Annotated in this window: 17 protein-coding genes; 13 read left to right on the top strand and 4 right to left on the bottom strand. The window is 34.3% G+C overall.

Features of this window, described 5'->3' with window-relative positions; translation table 11 throughout:
* Positions 1–61: 61 nt before the first annotated feature.
* Positions 62–1,480, top strand: coding sequence for an aminotransferase-like domain-containing protein (locus PQG54_RS10555; protein ID WP_271790510.1), 1,419 nt, complete (start codon positions 62–64; stop codon positions 1,478–1,480).
* A gap of 114 nt (positions 1,481–1,594) precedes the next feature.
* Here PQG54_RS10555 and PQG54_RS10550 read toward each other — a convergent pair whose 3' ends face one another.
* Positions 1,595–2,107, bottom strand: a complete 513-nt coding sequence (locus PQG54_RS10550) for a LysE family translocator (protein WP_271790509.1) — start codon at positions 2,105–2,107, stop codon at positions 1,595–1,597.
* Between the two features lie 1,282 nt (positions 2,108–3,389).
* On the opposite strand from PQG54_RS10550, the gene PQG54_RS10545 reads away from it, so the two are divergent.
* Positions 3,390–7,679, top strand: a complete 4,290-nt coding sequence (locus PQG54_RS10545) for a calcium-binding protein (RefSeq protein WP_271790508.1) — start codon at positions 3,390–3,392, stop codon at positions 7,677–7,679.
* A 22-nt stretch (positions 7,680–7,701) separates the two neighbouring features.
* Here PQG54_RS10545 and mdoH read toward each other — a convergent pair whose 3' ends face one another.
* Genes mdoH through PQG54_RS10530 form a run of 3 tightly spaced genes read right to left on the bottom strand, consistent with a single transcriptional unit; the run spans position 7,702 to position 12,135 of the window.
* Positions 7,702–9,972, bottom strand: a complete 2,271-nt coding sequence (gene mdoH, locus PQG54_RS10540; protein ID WP_271790507.1) for a glucans biosynthesis glucosyltransferase MdoH — start codon at positions 9,970–9,972, stop codon at positions 7,702–7,704.
* A 7-nt stretch (positions 9,973–9,979) separates the two neighbouring features.
* Entirely contained in the window at positions 9,980–11,095 is a 1,116-nt protein-coding gene (locus PQG54_RS10535) for a polysaccharide biosynthesis/export family protein (RefSeq protein ID WP_271790506.1), read from the bottom strand.
* A gap of 5 nt (positions 11,096–11,100) precedes the next feature.
* On the bottom strand, positions 11,101–12,135 hold the full coding sequence (locus PQG54_RS10530; RefSeq protein ID WP_271790505.1) for a hypothetical protein: 1,035 nt from the start codon (positions 12,133–12,135) through the stop codon (positions 11,101–11,103).
* A 610-nt stretch (positions 12,136–12,745) separates the two neighbouring features.
* On the opposite strand from PQG54_RS10530, the gene PQG54_RS10525 reads away from it, so the two are divergent.
* From PQG54_RS10525 to PQG54_RS10470, 11 genes are read left to right on the top strand one after another with little or no spacing between them, the layout of a single operon-like run.
* Positions 12,746–14,191, top strand: coding sequence for an NAD(P)-binding domain-containing protein (locus tag PQG54_RS10525; protein WP_271790504.1), 1,446 nt, complete (start codon positions 12,746–12,748; stop codon positions 14,189–14,191).
* Between the two features lie 23 nt (positions 14,192–14,214).
* Positions 14,215–14,385 (top strand): hypothetical protein, encoded by a 171-nt coding sequence (locus PQG54_RS10520; protein WP_271790503.1) that lies wholly within the window; start codon positions 14,215–14,217, stop codon positions 14,383–14,385.
* Positions 14,386–14,387: 2 nt separating this feature from the next.
* A complete protein-coding gene (locus tag PQG54_RS10515; RefSeq protein ID WP_271790502.1) occupies positions 14,388–15,737 on the top strand; it encodes an AtzE family amidohydrolase in 1,350 nt (449 codons plus the stop codon).
* Positions 15,730–16,974: an allantoate amidohydrolase gene (locus tag PQG54_RS10510; RefSeq protein WP_271790501.1), complete on the top strand. Its 1,245-nt coding sequence runs from the start codon at positions 15,730–15,732 to the stop codon at positions 16,972–16,974. Before PQG54_RS10515 ends, PQG54_RS10510 begins: the two co-directional genes overlap by 8 nt.
* Complete coding sequence (locus PQG54_RS10505; protein WP_271790500.1) at positions 16,971–18,206, top strand: pyridoxal-phosphate-dependent aminotransferase family protein; 1,236 nt, start codon at positions 16,971–16,973, stop codon at positions 18,204–18,206. The genes PQG54_RS10510 and PQG54_RS10505 overlap by 4 nt, the downstream gene beginning before the upstream one ends.
* Positions 18,206–19,096 carry an allantoinase PuuE gene (gene puuE, locus PQG54_RS10500; RefSeq protein WP_271790499.1) on the top strand — a complete coding sequence of 297 codons (891 nt, stop codon included), beginning with the start codon at positions 18,206–18,208 and terminating at the stop codon, positions 19,094–19,096. The genes PQG54_RS10505 and puuE overlap by 1 nt, the downstream gene beginning before the upstream one ends.
* Positions 19,097–19,107: 11 nt before the next feature.
* The gene (gene uraD / locus PQG54_RS12465; protein ID WP_370866918.1) at positions 19,108–19,962 is read left to right on the top strand and encodes a 2-oxo-4-hydroxy-4-carboxy-5-ureidoimidazoline decarboxylase; all 855 of its coding nucleotides are present in this window, start codon (positions 19,108–19,110) and stop codon (positions 19,960–19,962) included.
* A 54-nt stretch (positions 19,963–20,016) separates the two neighbouring features.
* Positions 20,017–21,105 (top strand): BMP family ABC transporter substrate-binding protein, encoded by a 1,089-nt coding sequence (locus tag PQG54_RS10485; protein WP_271790498.1) that lies wholly within the window; start codon positions 20,017–20,019, stop codon positions 21,103–21,105.
* Positions 21,102–22,703: an ABC transporter ATP-binding protein gene (locus PQG54_RS10480; RefSeq protein ID WP_271790497.1), complete on the top strand. Its 1,602-nt coding sequence runs from the start codon at positions 21,102–21,104 to the stop codon at positions 22,701–22,703. The genes PQG54_RS10485 and PQG54_RS10480 overlap by 4 nt, the downstream gene beginning before the upstream one ends.
* A 9-nt stretch (positions 22,704–22,712) precedes the next feature.
* Positions 22,713–23,759, top strand: coding sequence for an ABC transporter permease (locus PQG54_RS10475; protein WP_271790496.1), 1,047 nt, complete (start codon positions 22,713–22,715; stop codon positions 23,757–23,759).
* The gene (locus PQG54_RS10470; protein ID WP_271790495.1) at positions 23,759–24,694 is read left to right on the top strand and encodes an ABC transporter permease; all 936 of its coding nucleotides are present in this window, start codon (positions 23,759–23,761) and stop codon (positions 24,692–24,694) included. The genes PQG54_RS10475 and PQG54_RS10470 overlap by 1 nt, the downstream gene beginning before the upstream one ends.
* Positions 24,695–24,742: the final 48 nt, after the last annotated feature.

Genomic DNA, 24,742 nt, shown 5'->3' with positions numbered 1-24,742 from the left:
TTATCCCATATAAATATATTATACTCATAATTATCAAATTTTGAAAAAGAGTGAACCAGATTTGAGTAAAAAAACGTTCAAATGGAAAAAAATATATAGCCACTTAGTGAAGAGACGGAATTCAATTCATATAGAGGATGGAAGGCAAGAAAGATTACCATCCATACATGATATGATCATGAAATTCGGTTGTAGTAAAACAACTGTGTTAAGGGCAATTGAACAATTAGAAAGAGATGGATTGGTATATTCAAAACAGCGCATTGGTTATTTTTTTACACTAAAAAATAACCAGTGCATAATATTGAGAAAACCAAATATTTCGACATCAAGAAGTGATCAAATTAACGAATTGCTTTATTACAACCCTAAAAATGGTATGTATAATTATTCAAATGCAGTTCTGGATAAATCCCTTGCGCCACACAGCTATATACAGAAATGCCTAAGAGCTATAATTACAGGCTCCTCATCTTTTGAAGAAGAATTCATACCCAGCCCAGGTCTGCCATCTTTGCGAAACCGTTTGAGCTTTTTAATGGTAAATCGAGGTATACATTGTCATGCCGACGACATTCTCATTACCTCTGGTGACACTCAAAGTTTGGGTACTATCCTTAAAAACGTAATTAATCAAAATTCAAAAATTTTGCTGGTCGTTCCCTGTTATTATGGCATTATTCAATTTATTGAATCGAATAAATTACCTGCTGTTACTATCCCCCTATCCGATACAGGCGATGAAATAGATATTTTAAACTTAGAGAAAATTCTTAAAACGGAAAATATTGGTTTATTTTATATAAACCCAACAATCCACAATCCAACTGGTCGAACTTTAACTACCCACACCAGAAACTCGATTTATAAATTGATGAAAACTTATCAGATACCAATTCTCGAGGATGATATCTTTTATGATCTTATGGTTGGACCAGATCGCCCAAAACCATTTAAGTCAATAGATGATGATAATATAGTTATATATTTTTCGTCCTTTTCAAAGACTTTATCTCCAGGTTTTCGTGTGGGATGGTGTCTGCCAGGTAAATTTAGAAAAGAGATATTCGGCGCAGAGCTATTAAATAACAGTACAGTTAGTAGCATCACACAAAAAATATTAGATGAATATCTTAAGCGAGGCTATTATACGCCACACATAGTATATCTTCAAAGTGTATTTAAGAAGAATAACCAATTCATGAAAGACCTTATAGCCATGAGGTCAGAAAATATCCTTAGTTATACACCACCTACAGCTGGATTCATTCATTGGATAAAACTAAATAAAGAATTTAACATGGAGACCTACAGAAAATATTGTCTTAGCAATAAAACATTTGTGCCAAGTGGAAACATCTTCTTTTTAGATAAAACTAATACTAATTTTGTTAGATTGTGCACTGGTCTTAAAATGAACAAAAAAGATATCACCAACTTAACCTTTTTAATTAACAGTCTGAAAAATCATCTTAGTTAGCTATAGTATAAACATCTCTAGTCTCAAGTTAAATCATTGTAATAGCCGTCCATGCAATTGAGAGGGCGAAAACACTGTTTATAACTCTTTGAGCTGTGTTGGATTGAAAGCGGCTTAAAAAAAATGTCCGCCAGCGATCCAAATACCATGCCCGATAATTGAAACAATCAAAAAACCTAGAGTGAGTTGTGAAAGTTGTGAAAATGAATTCAAAGCACCAAATTGAGAAAATAATGCTAGAAGCATAGTGTGTATTTTGGGATTAAGAAAAACTGACAAAAAACCATCAACAAATCCTAATGCAGGTGTTGTGTTTTTCTCTATATATTTCGAGGGATGAATTGCTGATCTTGCAAAAGTCCAAGTTAAATAGAACAAAAAAGCAATACCAGCCCACTTCAATCCTATTTCAATAGAGTGAAAACGATGAATTAACTCACCAAGACCAAAAGCATATATCGAACACAAGAAAATATCACCAAGCTCAAATCCCATCCAAAACCGCATTGTACCAGCAAATTTATATTGACTACCCATTGCTGCAAACGTTGTATTGCCTGGGCCAGGGCTAAAAACCAAAGGCACTATAAAGGTTAAAAATTGTAACCAAACAAAAAAATGGATCATAAATTTACAGTTTCTAAAAGTTAAATTATTCTGCTGATAAAGTAATAACTAGATTATCGGATGATGATTGAATTAAAACGGCATCTGGACCTATTAGACCTTTTTGCTCAAGATAAAATATAATATGCAACACGGTTTTCATTTTAATCGAGCCCATAAGATCGAATCTTTCAAGTTTCAACTGCATAGTTCCATCAAATAATTTTGAAATCTTTGTATATATGTCAGAATTAAAATAATCTGGACATTCCACCCTTCCAATAATTCAGCCTAATAAATTATCAAGAAATTCACGAAAATTTAAAATGCACAGGTGTAAAAAAAAAGGGGGTACAGATAACATTACAATGCTTAATATTAATAAACAGATATTAAGTATTGGCGAATTTTTGCTTAGAACTGGCTTTTTATTGAGGTGCACTTGGCCTAATATGGCTTATATCTTGGTTAAGCATAAAACTAATAAAAGAAAACCCCTTTCATCAATATAATTTATAATATACCGTTGAATATATTGTTGATTACATCCTTTTAAGAAGTAACTTCAACTATGGTTATTTGAGGTATTTCCAATATATAAATTACGATTATTAATAGATGTTATTTGCTTGAGATAATGTCTAAGTTGATTGAAGAATATATCTTTATATTCATCCGAAATATAAATACATAAATGAACATGATTACTTTTTTATTAGCTTATCAAGAGTATATATAAGTCTAAATGTTGCTGTTAAATATAATAATGCCTATTCACTGTCATTAGCGGACAAAGCTATCAATTTTTACCTCCATACCGTGACTGGCTCGCCTGTTATGATAGGATAATAATATCCTCTAATCATCTAAACACCTTAATCAACTATCTCGTAAGGCATTTGAATGATTACAATATAAGTGTCGTATTAATAAATTAAGTGATTGTTTTTTGGCTGCAATATCAGCTATGTGGCTTCAACGAAGAAATATGTAACAAACCTTTACCAACTAAACATTTTTTGATGTTTATCTTTTTACTATCAATACAATTATTCATGTAGTTTTTTAAAACGAAGGCGATTAACGGAACGTTTTTGGTAAATATATTTGTATAAAAATCAACATAAATATTAATATTTAATTAACAAAGTTAATAAAACTTAAGATTTATGTTGATTTTAAACAACACAATGGCTCAAGAGTATAATTTTGTTCTACAGACCCATTTAATATGTTTCATTTTAAAAATTATAATGTTCATATAATAATATCGATTTGTTATTAATTTTTAAGGAAACAATTTATGAGTTCAAATATAGAAATAATCGGTACTCCTGAAAATGATTATCTATCTGGAGGAGATGGATCCAATACCTACGTTCTTTCCAAGGGTGCTGGTCACGATACCATATACAATCATGTAACTAATCCTGAAGATAAAGACATTATTCAATTCACAGATGTATCAAGCAAAGATGTTACTGGTGCATCTATTGAAGGAAACGACCTTATCATTCAATATGGTGAAAATGACAGCGTAAGATTACAATATTATTTCGACCCAAGTAATAGTTTCCGTGTGCAAGAATATCAATTTACCGATCAAACGCTAAATAACGACCAACTGATGGCTCTCCTACCCATCGATGTGAAAACTGACAACAACACTTACCAATTTGGTAATGGTGGAAATCAAATCAATGGTAATGCATTTAATAATAGCTACTACAGTGGTAATGGAAATGACGTCGTGCAAACTGGTGATGGTAATAATTATGTAGATGCTCAAGATGGAGACGATCAAATTATTGGCGGTATTGGTAATGACACCATCTATGGTGGTGCTGGAAATGATGTCATCAATGGCGGTGCTGGGAATGATAGTCTCTATGGGGGTGCTGGAAACGATACCATCTATGGTGGTTCCGGAAATGATATACTAGATGGAGGCTTAGGTAATGACAGCCTCTATGGGGGCGTTGGGAATAATATATTAATTGGTGGCACTGGTGATGATTATATGGCCGGCGATGAAGGATCCAATACCTACGTTCTTTCCAAAGGTGATGGTCACGATACCATTTATAACCATGTAACTAACCCCGCAGATAAATCTGTTGTTCAATTTACAGATATATCAAGTAAAGATGTCACTGGCGCATCTATTGAAGGCAATGATCTTATCATTCAATATGGTGAAAATGATAGCGTAAGACTACAATATTATTTCGACCCAAGTAATAGTTTCCGTGTGCAAGAATATCAATTCACCGATCAAACATTAAATAACGATCAACTGATGGCTCTTTTACCCATTGATGTGAAAAGCAGTGATACCTCTTATCAATTTGGTAATGGTGGCAATCAAATCAATGGTGACGCATCAAACAACAATTTCTATAGTGGTAATGGAAATGACATCGTTCAAACTGGCGATGGTAATAATTATGTAGATGCTCAAGATGGAGACGATCAAATCACTGGCGGTATTGGCAATGATACCATCTATGGTGGTGCTGGTAATGATGTCATCAATGGCGGTGCTGGTAATGATAGTCTCTATGGAGGTTCAGGAAACGATACTTTAATTGGTGGCGCTGGCAACGATTATTTATCTGGCGATGAAGGATCAGATACTTACGTTCTTTCCAAAGGTGATGGTAATGATACCATTTATAACCATATAACGAACTCGACAGATAAAGATGTTGTTCAATTTAAAGATATATCAAGCAAAGATGTTACTGGTGCATCTATTGAAGGAAACGACCTTATCATTCAATATGGTGAAAATGATAGCGTAAGACTACAATATTATTTCGACCCAAGTAATAGTTTCCGTGTGCAAGAGTATCAATTTACCGATCAAACGCTAAATAACGATCAACTAATGGCTCTCCTACCAATCAATGTAAAAACAGGACACGCTGCTTATCAATTTGGTAATGGCGGTAATCAAATCAATGGTGATGCATCCAATAATAGCTTCTATAGTGGTAACGGAAATGACATCGTTCAAACTGGCGATGGTAATAATTATGTAGACGCTCAAGACGGAGACGATCATGTTTATGGCGGTTCTGGAAATGATACCATCTATGGAGGTACTGGGAATGATGTCATTGATGGTGGTGCTGGAAATGATATATTAGATGGCGGTGTTGGAAACGATACCATCTTAGGTGGTACTGGAAATGATACCATTTATGGTGGTGCTGGAGATGATTTATTATATGGTGGTGCCAATAATGATAATCTTTATGGTGGTGCAGGAAACGATACTTTAATTGGCGGTACTGGAGATGATTACTTATCAGGTGGTGAAGGTTCCAATACCTATGTTTTCTCTACAGATTCTGGCAATGATACCATTTATAATCGTGTCGTTAATCCTGAAGATAAATCTGTAGTACACTTTACAGATATATCAAGTAAAGATGTTAGCAACGCATATGCTCAAGGAAATGATCTTGTTATTCAATATGGAAAAAACGATAGTATCAGATTGCAAAATTATTTCGATCAAAGTTATAATTTCCGCGTACAGGAATATCAATTCACAGATCAAACATTAAATAACGATCAACTGATGGCTCTCCTACCCATCGATGTAAAAACTGGCGATACCTCTTATCAATTTGGTAATGGCGGTAATCAAATCAATGGTGATGCATCCAATAATAACTTTTTCACTGGCAATGGAAACGATATCATTCAAGCTGGTGATGGTAATAATTATGTAGACGCTCAAGATGGGGACGATCAAATCTATAGCGGTTCAGGCAATGATAGTCTTTATGGCGGCGCTGGAAACGACATCATTGATGGCGGCGCTGGGAATGACAGTCTCTATGGGGGCACTGGAAATGACACATTAATTGGTGGTGCTGGGGATGATTATTTATCCGGTGATGAAGGATCAGATACCTACGTTCTTTCCAAAGGTGCTGGAAATGATACCATATACAACCATGTAACTAATTCAACAGATAAATCCGTAATACAATTTACAGACATATCAAGCAAAGATGTCACTGGTGCATCTATTGAAGGGAACGACCTTATCATTCAATATGGTGAAAATGACAGCGTAAGATTACAATATTATTTCGATCCAAGTAATAATTTCCGCGTGCAAGAATATCAATTTTCTGATCAAACTCTAAATAACGATCAGCTCATGGCTCTCTTGCCCATCGATGTGAAAAGCAGTGATACCTCTTATCAATTTGGTAATGGTGGCAATCAAATCAATGGTGACGCATCCAATAATAGCTTCTTCACTGGCAATGGAAATGACGTTATTCAAACTGGTGATGGTAATAATTATGTAAATGCTCAAGATGGAGACGATCAAATTACTGGCGGTATTGGCAATGACACCATCTATGGTGGTGCTGGTAATGATGTCATCAATGGCGGTGCTGGAAATGATACTCTCTATGGGGGCACTGGAAATGATACATTAATTGGTGGTGCTGGTGATGATTATTTATCTGGCGATGAAGGATCAGATACTTACGTTCTTTCCAAAGGTGATGGTCACGATACCATTTATAACCATGTAACTAACCCCGCAGATAAATCTGTTGTTCAATTTACAGATATATCAAGTAAAGATGTTACACGTGCATCCGTTGAAGGCAATGATCTTGTTGTTCAATATGGTGAAAATGATAGCGTAAGACTACAATATTATTTCGACCCAAGTAATAGTTTCCGTGTGCAAGAATATCAATTCACCGATCAAACATTAAATAACGATCAACTGATGGCTCTTTTACCCATTGATGTGAAAAGCAGTGATACCTCTTATCAATTTGGTAATGGTGGCAATCAAATCAATGGTGACGCATCAAACAACAATTTCTATAGTGGTAATGGAAATGACATCGTTCAAACTGGCGATGGTAATAATTATGTAGATGCTCAAGATGGAGACGATCAAATCACTGGTGGTATCGGCAATGATACCATCTATGGTGGTGCTGGTAATGATGTCATCAATGGCGGTGCTGGAAATGATAGTCTCTATGGAGGTGCTGGGAATGACACATTAATTGGTGGCACTGGTGATGATTATATGGCTGGCGATGAAGGATCCAATACCTACGTTCTTTCCAAAGGTGATGGTCACGATACTATTTACAACCATGTAACTAACCCCGCAGATAAATCTGTAATACAATTTAAAGATATATCAAGCAATGACGTTAGTGGCACATCTATTGAAGGCAATGATCTTGTTATTCAATATGGTGAAAATGATAGTGTTAGATTACAATATTATTTCGACCCGAGTAATAGTTTCCGTGTGCAAGAATACCAATTCGCTGATCAAACGTTAAATAACGATCAACTAATGGCTCTCTTGCCCATTGATAATAAAGTTGATAATTTTAATATTAATGACTGGGTTGGAAAAAATGATAACTCTACCAAACAAGCTTTTGATATGGGTGCACAAAAAATAAGTCAAAAAAATATCGACCAGCACGCTCCTACCGTTACAGAAAGTCAAGCGATACCATTAACATCAATTGATACCTCTTTAACACATAGTTCTGATATCGTACTACAAAACAAAGCTTAAATTCTAAGTGTGGGCTCTTTCCTTAAGAGCCCATATTTAAATTCTTTTTTGAAATATTTAAATGATAATATGAAAAAAGTTTTCTATGATTAAAGACATTTTTTAATATTTCATAATGACCCAAATCCTGATTATTTAATAAAGGAAGTTGTTTTACTTTTCTGTTGAAAGTAAAATTATAATGATAAATAAAAAATTCTGGATCTGTGTAAGCAAAATCAATTGCTTCTCTTTCGTTTTTAAAATTAGGTAGTTTTTTTTGTATCTTGTCTAAATATATTTCCATATTGGTTATGATTGAAGATTGTTTAATCTCTTCTGGAATAAGGAAAATTTTAGAAAATTTCTTTGATCTTATGGTTGCAGAACTTAAACGTGCTGTTAAAGGACTACAAATAAGCGCGATAATAATAGGGAGAAACCACAGATATCTGTTGTTTAAAGAAAGTTCAGGAATAAAAAAGTTATAGTAATCGTTATAGTACCATAATTGAGATAGTTCAGACATTCTGATCCATAATAGGAGTACAATTCCTGATATCATTGGCAACGAAAACTCTGCAAAACAAGTTCTCCACGGTAAAATATCATCCCCACGATCCTGATTACCCCATTTTATAGGTTTGGACTTAATCCACATAATAAAAAACTTCATTACAAACACCATTACAATAGGTGCAAAACAAATTGAAAAAATGGTATCAAATAAACAAGATAGTAAAACCCATATATATCCACCAAAATTTTTATATTCTTTGGTAAGAATTACAAATATCATTCCGATTAATCTTGGAGCAAACAAAAGGATTAATGCATAATAAAGCATGATAACAGTGTCTAATTTGATGTTTATATGATTTACACCATCTTGATAATTCGTATTAAAGCTGACACCAGTTATAGCAACGATAAAAGTAAAAACGAACCATAAAATTGACGAGAAATAAGACATAAAGCCGGCAATAAGTAAATCTCTGTGTGCATTTTTTAAACCAAAGCCAAAAACCACACGTAAATTTTGAAGATTACCTTGCATCCAGCGCCGTTCTCTAATTAAGAATGCTATAATGTTTGCTGGGATTTCTTCATAACTTTCTTCAATTTCTGGTAAAAACCAGACTTCTAAACCTGATTTTGCCATTAAGCCTGCTTCCACTAGATCGTGGCTTAATGGCTTTCCTCCCCATGGTGGGATGCCATCCAATGCCGGTAAAACACAATGTTCCCTAAAAGCATCCACTCTTATTAAAGCATTATGTCCAATATAAAAAGCATCTCCTAAATAATAATGTCGAATAGCTTTAAAAAATGGAATTCCATAAAACCAACAAGAGAATTGCAACATACGACCAAAAATAGTCGTACGTAAAATCGGCTTTGGATTAGTTTGAATAATTCCAATTTGATCATTTGATTCGGCAATAGAAACTATTTTATGTATTGCTTTGCCACTCATGAGTGAATCTGCATCCATAACAACCATGTATTTATATAGACTTGAATAACGTCTTAAAAAATCCATTATGTTACCAAGTTTTGCGTTAGTATTAATCGAACGCCATCGATAATATAATCGAATATTTTTAAATTCTTTTTTTGCTAGAATAATTGCAGTTTCTTCTAAAATACGACTTTCGATTGATCGTGTATCAGATAAGATGTAAAAATCATAGTGTTTATCAATATCTTGAATTTCAAGCAGACCTTTCCAAGTTGCCATAATGCTTGCTACAACACGTGCAGGATCTTCGTTATAAACAGGATATAAAATGGCAATTTTTGTGTTTTCTTTATATTGAGTATCATCCTTTAATTTTTTAAAAGAATTATCTTTTTTTGAGATTATATTCCCCACAATCATTTTGAACAAGCTGGAGCTTGCACTGTAAGTAAGTATAAAATAAATAACGCAAAATAAATATTTGATAAAATTAGAATCTAAATTGCTAATAAAAGATGATGCAGATATATAAAATAATATAGTTGAAAAAAATAAAGATAAAAAAACAACCAGTATCCTGCGTTTTTTTACTTTTTTTTGCCATTCACAATTATTTTCTTTCCCACCAGCCCTTATTATTTGTTTAAATGATTTTGTTTCCTTAGGATTAATTTTTTTTGATCCTAAGGAAATACGTTTAGTTGATAAGGGTTTTACATTGATATCTGTTTTATTTAATTCTTCTAAGAACTCATCTACAGTCTTACAAGAAGTAAAAGAATTTTTGTTTAATGAAGGTGCAAGACGAGTATAAGCATTAATATAACTATCAATAATATCTTTTTCGAACATTATAATTTTACTTTATGATTGCAGCAGGCAGTGCCATTTGGAAAGCTATGTTTAAAACCCGTAACCAAGGAACAATCGGGGATTCTGGTGAAAAAATTACATCTTTGTCAAAAATTGGGAAAAATGCTGCTGCTGCCATACCGTGGCCATCATTAAATTTAAATCTATATATTTTTAAATCATTATCATAATCTTTTCTAAAAACGAAAACATTAGAAATATCAGCATTATTTGGATTAAAACCGCCAGCTCTAGCAATAGCATCGAGTAATGCAGGTTGACTAGAATAATCGTAAATTCCATTTTTTAAAATACCACCCCCTATTAAGGTGGTACGAACTTGGGGTGCGCTCTTAACAATAATCTTATCCGATGGTGCAAGATTAATATCGCTCTTTAAAGCCAAATCATATGGAATTGAATACTGAGCTCCATTTCTAATAACGTTGACCATGGTTTTATTTGTACTATCTTTGCTAGCCTCATTACTAATAGTTCGTGTATTACCATTTTGCGCTAATGTAAGTGCAGTTGCTAGTTTCATTCCCCCTGGTTGCCAAGATAAAATTTTTGGTGCTCCGATATCCCCTGTTACAGTAACACCACTGGCACCATTTTCTTCTAAAGCTATAATTACATAAGGATTAACAACACTATTATTACTATTATACTTACTTTGGATAAGGTTTCGTGCAGCACTTTCAGTTAAATTATTGATATAAACATTACCAATATAAGGTAAATTAATGTTACCATTATAATCAACTGTGAATGTACCTAATTCTCTTTTATTAAACCCTGCTGATATTGGCTCTTGATTTTGATCAATGATGCTATCGGGTGAAAAGCTCATTAATGTAACAATTAATTTGTCACCAATTTTAATCATTAAATTTTTATTTTCAATTGGTAACATTAATGCATCTAAATTTTTTTGCACAAATAATTTATTCTCAAGAGTAACTTGTTTATCTAGCTTTTGAGCTTGATATTCATCAACAGTTATAATTTTTCCCTTAAACGTCGACAAAATTGATGATGATGAGGGACCTCCCCTAGGAAGGCTACATCCAGAAACAATTAAAGAAAGAAATATAAATATACTTAGGCGTAAAATACTCATTATCATCATTCTTTTATTAACCAATATATTAATGAAATAACTAAAAGAGTTGCAAAAAAACCTTTAACTCGGTAAGGGCCAGATCTTTCAATCAAAAGAGACGGAGGACTAATTACAGTAATTTGATATCGGTCAATATAATTCTTCTTTTGTAACATATATTTTTTCTGTTCTATACTTTGCTTTAAATTTTCTATAAAATGCTTTTTATTTAAAATATCTTCCATTTTTTCACTATTTTGTATTTGAAAAATGTCGTGAAAATACAATTTATTTAATTCTTCTTGGATAAATACTTTTTGCGCTATTTTGGCTTGGTATACAGGAAAAGTTAACGTTTTCATTGAATTTAGTGTTATATCTAAATCCATTAACTTATTTTCGATAATATTTTTTATAAGTAAATTATTTAAATAATTTTCTTTTGGGTAAATAGATATTCCCTCTTTTATATAATTTCCTAATATTGTGTTTGTTTCTTTTAAATCACGATCCAAAGAAGAGGATAAAAAAGAAATGTAATTAATTAATTTTTGGTCTTCTTCTTTATGAGAAGATTGTAAAAATTCTTTTCCAATAGTAATTATTTCATATAATATTTTTTTGGAATCTTCATTATTATAACTCGATAAATTAATGTTTATTGTATTGCTGTTATTATTGATGCTTATTGTAAGGTTTTTGTTAAAATAAGACCATTCAGAACGATCACCATGCATAAAAAGATCATGTATACCACCAAATTTAGTGAATAAATCTCCTTTTTTATAAATGCTTTTTACGTCTAATTGATTAGTAAGAAGCTCGTATGCTTTTTCTGACCTTAACCATTCAGAAAACATATAGCAACCTGCGATTGATGGTACGTAATTTCCAGATAAATGACCATTAAAATCAAAATTATTTTCTTTTACTTCTCTGATTTGTAAAATTGTGTCGGAAGTATAAATCGAAGATAATAACAAGAACCAAAATACGACATTTATAATAATACTAATTACATAAAATTGTTTAACTGTTAATAGATGCTTATATTTCATATGTTATAATCAATACTTTATAAATTTTTATTATAATTGACTAGAAAATTTCTACCTACAGTAGCATATTACATTAAATAATCAAAATAATTTTTTTATAACAATGATATTTAATTATTCTTAATCAAAATATTTAAAAAATAAATTATTCTTATAATATATTGAAATTTATACATATTAAATGATATTTCAAGTTAAATACATACTATGACGTTCTTATACACAGTCAAGAAACAGAAAAAAAATATTTCTCGTATAGCTAGAAAAAATCTTTCAAAAACACAGTCTATTTATAACGTGATCTTCAAATGAATGTATTCTACAATTAAAATGAAAAAAAATTGAATGATTATAATGAATTACAATAAAAAAACATCGTAACAAGAAATTGCAAAGATCTTAAGTTCACAAAATAAATAATCAACAATATAATGATCCTATTTATAGATATTGTTACAACTAAATAACAAATTTATGACATACTCAACTGAGCACTGTTGCTTTTTTGGAAACAACTGACGACTTTATTGTTTCTAGACAAGTCAATCAATTCATTTTCTACTCATTAACAAGTCCTAATAATACAAATATATATCAAAGGCGATTTGTAATGAGTAAAATTAACAGCTCTTTAATATTCTCTTCTTTAGCTGAATTAGAAAAAGCAATAACATATGATTTAGATTGTATGAGCTTTCCCAATAAAAATTGGAGTGTTCAAAAAAAATATAATGATCAAAATGTTTTAGACGTTGCTATTTTAGGTGCTGGACAAGCGGGATTAGCTATTGGATTTGGTTTATTGCGCCATAACATCCACAATATCCGTATTTTTGACAAAGCTATTCGAGGAAAAGAAGGTCCTTGGACAACGTTTGCCCGTATGATCACATTACGAACCCCTAAATATCTAAAAGGTCCTGAATTAGGATATTCTAATCTTTCATTTAGATCATGGTATGAGGCTTCTTTTGGTCAAGAGGCATGGCAAATGTTAGACAAAATTCCAAAAGAAACATGGAAAGAGTATTTAGACTGGTTTCGAGATATTAATAAACTGCCTGTTGAAAGTGATCGCCATTGTATAAACGTCCAATGGGATAGTGGTATCTTTAGTCTTTTATTTAAAGATCATCTTGATAGAGAATACACTATTTATGCACGTAAAATAGTATTGGCAACTGGCATTGATGGCAATGGTAAATGGTTCAGCCCTGACTTTTTGAAAACATTGCCTAAGGAATATTATGCACATACATCTGAGCCGATTGATTTTAGTAAATTAAAAGGGAAGCGCATCGGTGTATTAGGAGGCGGGGCTTCAGCATTTGATAATGCAGCAACTGCTTTAGAACAAGATGTTGGTCGGGTTGATTTATGTTTAAGGCGTAAAACTATTCCATCCGTTAATCCACATCGTTGGATGGAACAAACAGGATTTTTATGCCACTACCCCTATTTACCAGATGATAAACGTTGGGCGTTTATGCAACGTATTTGTGATTTAAACCAACCGCCTCCCCAGGATACTTTCTGGCGTTGTCGTAAACATGAAAATTTTGCTTATCACACAGATTGTCAATGGAAATCTGTAGAGCTAGTTAACAATGAAATTCATATTGAAACAACAACAGGTAAAATGATTTTTGATTTTTTAATTATTGGAACGGGTTTCACCATTGATTTAACAGCGCGTCCAGAAACGGCGTCTTATGCATCCTCTGTTGCATTATGGAGCGACCGTTATACACCAAATGCAGGAATGGAAAATACAGTATTAGGATCCTATCCTTATTTAACCGAGAATTATCAATTTCTTCCTAAAAATAAAAATGATCCTAACAAGGAAATGTTATCTAGCATTTATAATTTTACCTTTGGATCATTGATTAGTATGGGACTTGCTGGTGCATCTATTAGTGGCATGTATTTCGGGGTAGATCGTTTGATTAAAAGCATAGGTAAAGGCCTATTCCTCGAAGATCAAGCACATCATCTTCAAAGTTTGTTGGATTACGACGTTAAGGAACTCGTTGATTTAAACCCACCTTCTTAAACAACAGTAAAGGAAACTCAACAATGAAAATGGCTGATTTGCTTTATCAAGAAATTGAAAGTCTTTCGCAGACCATCCTTCTAGATATTCCAAAAGAATGTTTAAAAGGAGTAAAAAACAATACAGAACTTTTGAGCAGTCGTAGTAAACTAATTCATCACTTCACAGTGCCTACTATTGATGTGGAGGAATAATATTGGATTTAATAAAGAAAATCTCAAAAAATGTTCGCTCTGCTACTTATAGTGCAACACAGATAATATCTGACTCTCTAAATGCGATTGATAAATATAATCCACTTATTGGAAGTGTTACGATAACATTAAAAGATAGGGCATTGGCCACTGCACAGCATATTGATCAGTTGGTCGCTCAAGGAAAAGATCCTGGCCCGTTGGCTGGTGTACCATTTGGAGTTAAAGACCTATTTGATGTAAAAAATATCACCACAACAGCAGGCTCAGTGCTATTAGCAGATCACGCCCCTGCACTCAAAGATGCTACTGTCATTACACGATTATGCAATGCTGGGGCTGTTCCAGTTGCTACTTTAAATATGGACGAATTTGCATACGGATTTGTAACAGATAATACACATTATGGAATTACCAAAAATCCACATGATACAAGGCGATTTGCGGGAGGTTCTTCTGGAGGCTCTGCTGCTGCGGTTGCTGCTGGAATGATGGCTTTTTCTTTGGGATCAGATACGAATGGATCTATAAGGGTACCTGCATCTCTATGCGGTGTATGGGGGCTTAGACCAGCATATAATACTATTCCTTTGCAAGGGGTATATCCTTTTTCTGAAACGCTCGACACTATCGGTCCATTTTGCAGCAGCATCCACGATTTGAAGTGTATTTTTAACATATTATCAGATCGTAAGGATCACGGGAAGCAAGATATTTCTTCTCTAAAAATCGCACGATTAAAAGGATGGTTTGAACGAGATGTCGATCAAGAGATTTTAAATGCAATTACAGAAATCACTAGCATAGGAATTGAGACCTACAATCTCACGTTAGATCATATTGAAACTGTTAGGGCTGCTTCATTTTTAATTACAGCATCGGAAGGAGGAACCCTGCATTTACCCTATTTAAGAAAAGAGCCTTTAAAATATGATCCTGCTACACGTGACCGCTTCATCGCTGGCGCACTCTTGCCTGTTTCCACTTATTTACAGGCAAAAAAAATAGAAAAATGGTTTCGACATTATATACATAAAATTTTTGGTGATTATGATCTTTTGATTGCTCCTGCAACAGGATGTACGGCTCCATTTATTAATGATCCTACAGTTCTTGTTGATGGGAAGAAAAGCTCTGCTCGAGTGAATTTGGGAATTTACACACAGCCATTAAGCCTTAGCGGTTGCCCTATTTTATCTTTACCATTGAATAGAACAGGAAAATTGCCAGTCGGATTACAAATTGTTGCAAAACCAGGAAATGAACATATTTTGTTTGAATTTGGTGCATTATTAGAAGCCAAAGGGATAGCAAAAGCATCTATTCAGCAACAAGGAATATATAATGTTTAACGCATATGGAAAACGAGCTGCTGATCGATGTAGAGCCTTAGGAAAACCACCTTATAGTGAGTCCTCAGAATATTTGTTTCGTGCATATCTTAGTAATGAATATAAACAATCGCAACACGCAGTAGCACAATGGATGAATCAAGCGGGTATGACCACACATATCGATCCAGCAGGAAATTTAGTTGGTCGATATGCAGGACGAACCAAAAATGATCCAATACTTATTATTGGTTCACATCTTGATACTGTTCGAAATGGGGGATGTTTTGATGGTAATTTGGGTATCATGCTAGGTATTGAAGTTATTGATTATTTTAATCGACAACAAAAACGCTTTCCCTTTGCTATTGACGTCATTGCTTTTGGGGATGAAGAAGGCTCCCGTTTTCCGATGGCAATGTTAACGTCTAAATCTGTTGCTGGTGTATTAAATACGCTTCCACAAGGCTTAAAAGATAAAAAGGGCATTTCTATTGAACAAGCTTTCAAAGATTTTGGTTTAGATTATCGAAATATTCAAAAGGCTCGCTATTATTCTGAAAATGTAATTGGTTATTTAGAAGCTCATATTGAACAAGGACCTGTATTAGAGTCAGAAGGACTGCCTTTAGGGATTGTTACAGGTATAGCTGCACAATATCGCTTCCAAATTTTAATCAATGGGCAAGCTGGGCACTCAGGCACAACAAGTATGAATTTACGAAAAGATGCAATGGCTGGTGCTGCCGAAATTATTTACTTATCAGAACAGTATGTAAAAGAAGCAGAACAAGAAGGTGTTGTAATTACGACTGGGCAAATAACAGTTACTCCAGGCGCACCAAACGTTATTGCAGAACAAGTCGTTTTCTCTGTCGATTTACGTGCTCCTACGGATGAAAAACGTAATGAATTCGCAGAACAATTTGAACAAATAGTCGAGAAAATCTGTCAAAAAAGGTGTTTGGATCATGAATTCCTCATTCAACATGATTTATCCGCGTCCTTATGTGATAAAAATCTTATGTCGTTGTTAGAGCAAGCAATACAACATTTGAAATTACCAGTGCGATATCTAACCAGCGGGGCAGGTCATGATGCGATGATCTTATCCCATCTAGCTCCAACAGCGATGTTATTTATTCAATCACCTAATGGTATAAGTCATTCTCCAAAGGAAACGGTTCGTTATGAGGATGTGACGGCAGCTTTACAAACAATGATCCACTTTATTGAATTAAAAGAAGATAATATATGACTAGAACTATATTCCCACAAATTGATCCACCTCAACGTTTATTAATGGGACCCGGCCCCAGTAATACTTATCCCCGTATTTTACGCGCTATGGCTGCGGACATGCTGGGACAATTTGATCCAGAAATGACATCTTATATGAATGAAACCATGGCATTATATCGCGATGTTTTCATGACCGACAATCAATGGACGTTGCTTATTAATGGCACAGCTCGTGCAGCAATAGAAGCAGCATTGGTTTCTTTATGCGAGCCTGAAAATAAAGTGTTAATCATTAATAATGGTCGTTTTGGTTTATTACTTTCAGAAATTTCTGAACGCATTGGTGCAAAAACGATAATGCTTGATTATTCATGGGGTGAAGTCGCTTCTTTAAAAGAGATTGAACAAGCAATTATTCAACATAAACCTCACGTGTTTGCTTGTGTTCATGGGGATACATCAACTACAACAGCGCAACCATTGGAAGGCGTGGGGGAAATTTGTCGTCGATATAATGTATATTCTTATGTTGATGCCACAGCAACTTTAGGGGCAATGCCTATTGATACAGATCGATGGGGTATCGATATCGTCAGTGCAAGTCTACAAAAATCAATGGGGGGTCCCCCTGGATGTGGATTAATTACCATTTCTGATCGTGCGGCAGAGTTTATTTTTTCCCGAGCCCATACCGAATTAGGATTACAAGAAGGCAGTCAAGAGCGATCTCAGCGTAGTCGCATAGGATCAAACTATTTTGATCTTGCAATGATAATGAATTATTGGTCTGAAAAACGTCTGAACCATCATACAGAAGCAACAAGTATGCTATACGCTGCACGTGAAGCAGCATGCATTATCCTAGAAGAGGGTTTAGAAAATTGTTTCAAACGCCATCGTTTAGCAACCAAAGCAATATCAGAGGGGGCAAGAGCAATGGGATTAGCTTTATTTGGTAATGATGAAACCAGAATGTATAATGTAACTGGTATTTACATCCCTAATCATATAGACGGCGAACAAATTCGAGCAGAAATGCGAAATCTTTTCGAGATTGAAATAGGAAGCGCGTTTGGACCCTTAAAAGGAAAAATTTGGCGTATAGGTACCATGGGTCATAATGCTAGACCCCATAAGGTGTTTCACACCTTGATGGCTTTTGAAACAGTTTTAAGACGTGCTGGTTTAGAAATTATCCCAGGCAAAGCAATAGACGCCGCATTTGCTGTTTATGAAGGAAATCAATAATGAGAGATATGATTGGATATGGCGGGAATTTACCCGATCCTAAATGGCCAAATAAAGCAAAAGTTGCTGTGCAATTTGTCATCAATTATGAAGAGGGTGGTGAACATTGTATATTGAATGGAGATCGCCATTCTGAGTATTTCATATCAGAAATGATTGGGGCAGCACCTATTCAAGGAATGCGTGCAATGGCCATGGAAAGCCTATATGAATATGGCTCAAGAGCAGGATTTTGGCGATTACATGATATATTTACATCCAGACAAATTCCCTTAACAGTTTTTGCGGTTGCCAAAGCCATGGAGCAAAATCCAAAAACCGTAGAAGCAATGGTGAAAGCTGGATGGGATATTGCTAGCCACGGTTTGCGCTGGGTTGATTATCAATATGTTCCTGAAGCGGTTGAAAAGGAACATATTTATGAAGCGATTGACTTACATACTAGATTAACAGGCAATCGACCTTTGGGATGGTATCAAGGCAGAAATAGTCCCAATACAGCGCGCCTTATCGTAGAAGAAGGGGGATTTGTTTATGATTCCGATTCATATTGTGATGATCTTCCTTATTATAGCGATGCGTTTGGTAAACAACAACTTATTATACCGTATACATTAGATGTAAATGATATGCGTTTCGTTGCATTAAACGGATTTACAGAAGGAGAGCAATTTTTTAAATATTTATGCGATACGTTCGATCAATTATATGAAGAAGGGGAAAGAGCGCCAAAAATGATGTCTATTGGATTGCACTGTCGTATTGTTGGCAAAGCAGGCAGAGCACGTGCCATATCGAAATTCTTAGATTATATTTTGGCAAAAGATCGCATCTGGATCGCGTCTCGATTAGATATTGCCAATCATTGGCTTAACTATTTCCCTGTGTAAGGTTACAATAAATGACAGTTATTCAAATCATTAATCAATTATCTGTTGATGAATTTATACGACAATTTGAAAATGTTTTTGAACATTCTCCTTGGGTTGCCCAAGCAATTGTAAATTACCGACCATTTGCAAGTGTTGAACAAATGGTAAATATCATGGGTGATATTGTTCAACAAGCGGATATTGAGAAAAAATTAGTTCTCATACGTTCTCATCCAGAACTCGGATACGACAAAATTAGACTGACAACTGAATCTCAAAATGAACAAAATCGAGCTAAATTACGTAATTTAACAAATCAAGAACGAAAAAAACTAATCGAACTTAACGAAGCTTATAAAAATAAATTTAATTTTCCTTTTGTTGTTTGTGTTACAAATCATAATAATTATACCGCGATCATTCACGCTTTGAGAACACGACTACAGTCATCTTCAGAACAGGAAATCGATACGGCAATCAATGAGATTATACAGATTGCTTCATACCGAGTTCAAAACGTTATATTAAACTTAGAATCTAACTTTCAATTATCCCTTTCTACCCATATTTTAGACTTAGTATCAGGATCACCCGCTCCCAACGTTAAAATCGTCTTATATTACAACGAAATAATTATTTTTGAAGGAAAAACAAATCATGATGGGCGATGTAACCTATCAAATCTAACAGACCCTTTAAAACCAGGATCTTATCAATTTGCTTTTTATATTGCAGATTATTTTAAAAAACAAAACTATCCTACAACCAACCCACCTTTTTTGGATATTATCAGAGTTGACTTTGGGCTGGCCAAAGGGAAAGGACACTATCATGTGCCTCTGTTGGTATCTCCGTATGGGTTCTCTACTTATAGAGGAAGCTAACATATACAAAAGAATATTCTATTTGATATAAATTAATTAAAGATAGGGATGTTTATGGAAATATTAAAACGTCGTCATTTTATAGGAGGAATAGGAAGTTTTTTCCTACCTTCATATGCTCAAGCAGAAACAACGCCCTTATCTTCTATAAGTCTTTTACCACAAGATGGATCTATTGCTTTTTGCTATAGCGGTCCAAAAACAGATGGAGGATGGGGCACATTACATGAGAGAGGAAGACTTGAGGTTTCTAAATATTTTCCAAAATTACGTATTACTTCTATAGAAAACGTTCCCTACTCTATTCAGGCTACACGCTTATTTCGGTATTTAATCGCTGAAGGCGTTCAAATGATTATAACGAACTCTAACTATGATAATTTTCTACATGATGTTTCAAATTATGCACAAAATGTTTCATTTACAGAATGCAATGGTCACATAACCACTGCTAACCTTGGATGGTTTTATCTAGATCACTGGTATGCATTTTATATTTTTGGATATATTTCAGCCCTTATTACTAAAACAAATAAACTCGGATTCATCAGCTCTTTTCCTATTCCTAGTGTGTATTCTGCAGTCAATGCGATTACGTTAGGTGCAAGAAAAATAAACCCTCTAATTAACGTACAAGTCATTCATACTGGATCTTGGTTTAATCCCAAAGTGACTATTCAAGCAGCGAATGCTCTATGCGACCAAGGATGCGATATATTGTTAAGTATTATGAATGATATGTCTTATCTACGTGTTGCCGAGCAACGTAACATCAAGGCATTTTTATATAATAATATGACACCGCCTATTCGTTCTAAGGCATATATTAATTCTATTTTATGTGATTTTAGCAATATGTATATTCAACAAATTCAACAACGAATGAATGGAACGTGGAATTCTAAGCCTGTTTTATTAAAACTAGGGCAAGATTATAATATTTTTAGATGGGGAACATCTATTTCGAGTACAATTCGTTATCAAGCTACTGCACTATATGAAAATATACTAAGAGGTTACAATCCTTTTCAAGGACCAATTTATAATAACAAAAGGCAATTAAAAGTTACTTCTAATACAACAATGAAAAATATTGATTTGTATCAATGGAATTGGGCTGTTGAAGGAGTAACAGGATTATGACCAATCATTATGAGCCTACAGAGAAATTTGTTAAGTCACAAGTTCAACTGCGCCCAGGGGATCCCCCATTAATTAAATTTTGGAAAATTAGTAAGTTTTTTCCTCAGATTATTGCGAATAATAAAATTGATCTAGATATTTTTCCAGGAGAAATCCATGCGATTATTGGTGAAAATGGTGCTGGTAAATCTACCTTGATGAATATTCTAAGTGGCATTTACCAACCTGATGAGGGTGAAATTATTGTAAATGGATATGGGCATCATTTCGCTTCACCTCAAGAAGCTATTTCCATTGGCATTGGTATGGTACACCAACATTTTAAATTGGTACAAGCATTTACTGTTGCAGAAAATATTTACTTTGGAGAAAAAACCAAACGAGTTTTTATCTCTCAAAAAATGATGCGCCAGCGATTAGAAATTTTATTTGATCAATTTGGTTTTTACGTTAACCCAGATGCAATCATTAGCGATCTTTCTGCAGGTGAACAACAAAGAGTGGAAATTTTAAGAGCCTTATCACGTAAGGCTCAAATTTTAATCTTAGACGAGCCAACAAGCGTTTTAACCCCTAAAGAGATAAAACAATTATTTGTTTCACTATCTAAATTCCGCCAACATGGAAATGCCGTCATTTTTATTACCCATAAATTAGAAGAAGTTTTACAATTTTCAGATACGGTCAGTGTATTGCGTCATGGACAAAAAATAGGCACTTACAAAACTGAGAAATGTACTGCTCAATTTCTGGCCAATAAAATGATAGAAAATGATAGGAAATCAATTTCGTCCACATTAACCAAATCAAAAAATCTGTATCAAGAACAATCGCCCTTTATTCATTTATCCAATGTAAGCGTTAAAAACAGCCAAAAAGTAACAACACTTAAAAATATAGATCTTGATGTATATCCAGGCGAGATATTAGGAATTGCAGGGGTCGTTGGCAATGGGCAAAGAGAATTAAGTCAGATCATAACGGGAATGACAAAACCTTCATCAGGTAAAATCTTTCTTAAAAATACAGAAATAACTAAACCACATCCTAAAATCTTTGCCAAAGCAGGGATCGGGCATATTCCAGAAGACCGCTTAAAAACGGCCTTAATGTCACATTTAGATATTAGCCATAATTTATTAATGCGCACCTATTTCAAAGAGCCTGTCGGAAGTTCTTTTTTCTATTCGCCTCGCAAAGCTTATCAAAAAGCATTGAACATGATTAAGAACTCACAAATACATATCCATGATATGTCGTCCCAAATCAATAATTTGTCTGGCGGAACACAACAAAAATTAGTCAGCTATAGAGAAAAAGAAATCACAACCTCTTTGCTGGTCGCTGTATATCCGAGCCGTGGTCTGGATATAGGATCGATAACGCAAATGCAGGAGTATTTCTTTAAGCTACGAGAACAAAATATAGCAGTGTTATTATTTTCAGAAGACCTAGATGAAATACTTACTTTGTCAGACCGGGTCGGGGTTTTATGTAATGGAGAGCTGATGGGTGTGATGGATGCAAATAAAATAACACAAGAACAGTTAAGTTTGTGGATTGGAGGGAAAAAGATTGATCCCTTACAGAGTCAATGAGGGAATAGAATGCAAACATATATACGTAGATTATCCATAGCCCCCCTCTCTTTTGTTACTTTATATCGCATATTTGTTTTTACGATTATTTTATTACTATGCGTATTGACAGCATGGGGATATGGTTTTCATCCCTTATCTTTGACTTATATGATTTTATCAGTCTCGTTTGGCACCCGTGTTGGACTAGAGGGTATTTTACTATATGTTACCCCTTTATTACTCACAGGGGCTGCATGTTTACTGGCATTTCGGCTATGGATTGTTAACAATGGTGCTGAAGGACAGTTTTTATTAGGCTCTCTTATGTCCACTTGGGTTGGACTACATTGTAATTTTTCTGGATGGTTATGCATAGTTCTTGCTGGTCTGGCAGGAATTGCGGGTGGCGTTTTATGGATCCTCGTTCCTACTTTGGCAAAAATATATGCTGGAGTTAATGAAATCCTGACCACTTTAATGTTAAATTTTATAGCCACGTTTATCATCATTTATTGTGTCACTGGTCCCTTAGCAGGTAGTTTCACTTCAAGCCCAATTATTCCTATTCATTTACCTTTGTTGTGGGGAAATGTTCATATTGGCATTTTAATAGCCTTATTTTGTGTATTTATATTAGCTTGGGTATCAACCCACACAAAATGGGGGTATGAACTTAGGGTGTGTGGGGCAAGCACACAAGCTGCACATTATATCGGGCTCTCTGTCAATCAATATCTATTTATCATTATGTTAATTTCTGGTGGTCTTTCAGGATTAGCAGGAATGTTAGAGGTCGTTGGTACTGTTCATCGATTACAACCAGGAATATCAAATGGTTTAGGATATTTGGGGATTGTTGTTTCTATTTTGGCAAGAAACTCTTTTCTAAGCTTAATCCCTTCTGCTCTCTTGATCGCCTTTATCTTAAATACGAGCATTATTTTACAAACACAGCAATTAAATAACGCAATAACCCTGATTATTACAGGCCTGTTATTGCTGCTAATTGCCATTGCGGATGAGCTAGCACATTATCAATACATCAAAATATATCCCAAGCAAAAGGAAATATAATGGATATTGCAACTAATTTATTATATTTTTCAATTATTAATGGAGGCGGTATCGTATTAGCCTCAATTGGAGAGTGGCTTTCTGAACGATCTGGGGTATTAAATCTGGGTATAGAAGGTTTAATGTCCTTAGGTGCAGTGACCGCTATTATAGCCGTTTTGTCATTTCATAATCCATGGATAGCGTTGATAATTACTTGTGGAGTGGGGGCTATATGCGGCATTATTTTTGCAATTTGCGCAATTATCATTAAAGCTAATCAAGTTTTATGTGGATTGGCCTTTACAATGCTGGGGATCGGTATTGCGGAATTTATTGGTAAACCCTATGAAGGAATTATAGCTACTGAACATTTGCAACCAATGCCTATTCCTTTTTTATCCTCAATATCTACAATAGGTTACATTGTTTTCTCTCAAAATATTATGGTATATCTGATTTATATCATTATTCCATTAACAATATATGTAGTTTTTTTCAAAACCCAACATGGGTTAAATGTCAGAGCCGTTGGAGAAAATCCAGAAGCTGCTGATGCTGTTGGGGTTCCAGTAACACGTATCCGCTTTTTTTATAGTTGTTTGGGAACGATATTGGGTACATTGGCGGGTGGCTATTTGATCCTTGCCTCTGTTTTTACATGGTCAGGGGGATTGATTGCTGGACAAGGATGGATTGCTATTGCTTTGGTGATGCTGGGGCGATATCGATTGGTTTATATGATTTTATCGGGTGTGTTTTTTGGATTTATAACAGCAATTGGATTTGAAGGACAAGTATTTAACTGGCCCATACCACCTGTAATTTTGAATAGTTTACTATATATCTTTGCAATTATATTTGCAATTTTCCCTTCATTTTTGGCTAAAAATAATTCTAAGAAATGGCGTGCTCCAGCTGCTTTATGCACGCCATTTTTTCGTTCCAATCGATAGTCTACTTTTTTTACGGGTAAAAAATTTTTATTATTTCACATTTATTTT

The sequence above is a fragment of the Commensalibacter communis genome (assembly GCF_947179015.1).
Lineage (GTDB): Bacteria > Pseudomonadota > Alphaproteobacteria > Acetobacterales > Acetobacteraceae > Commensalibacter > Commensalibacter communis.
This window is presented reverse-complemented; position numbering and strand designations above follow the sequence as displayed.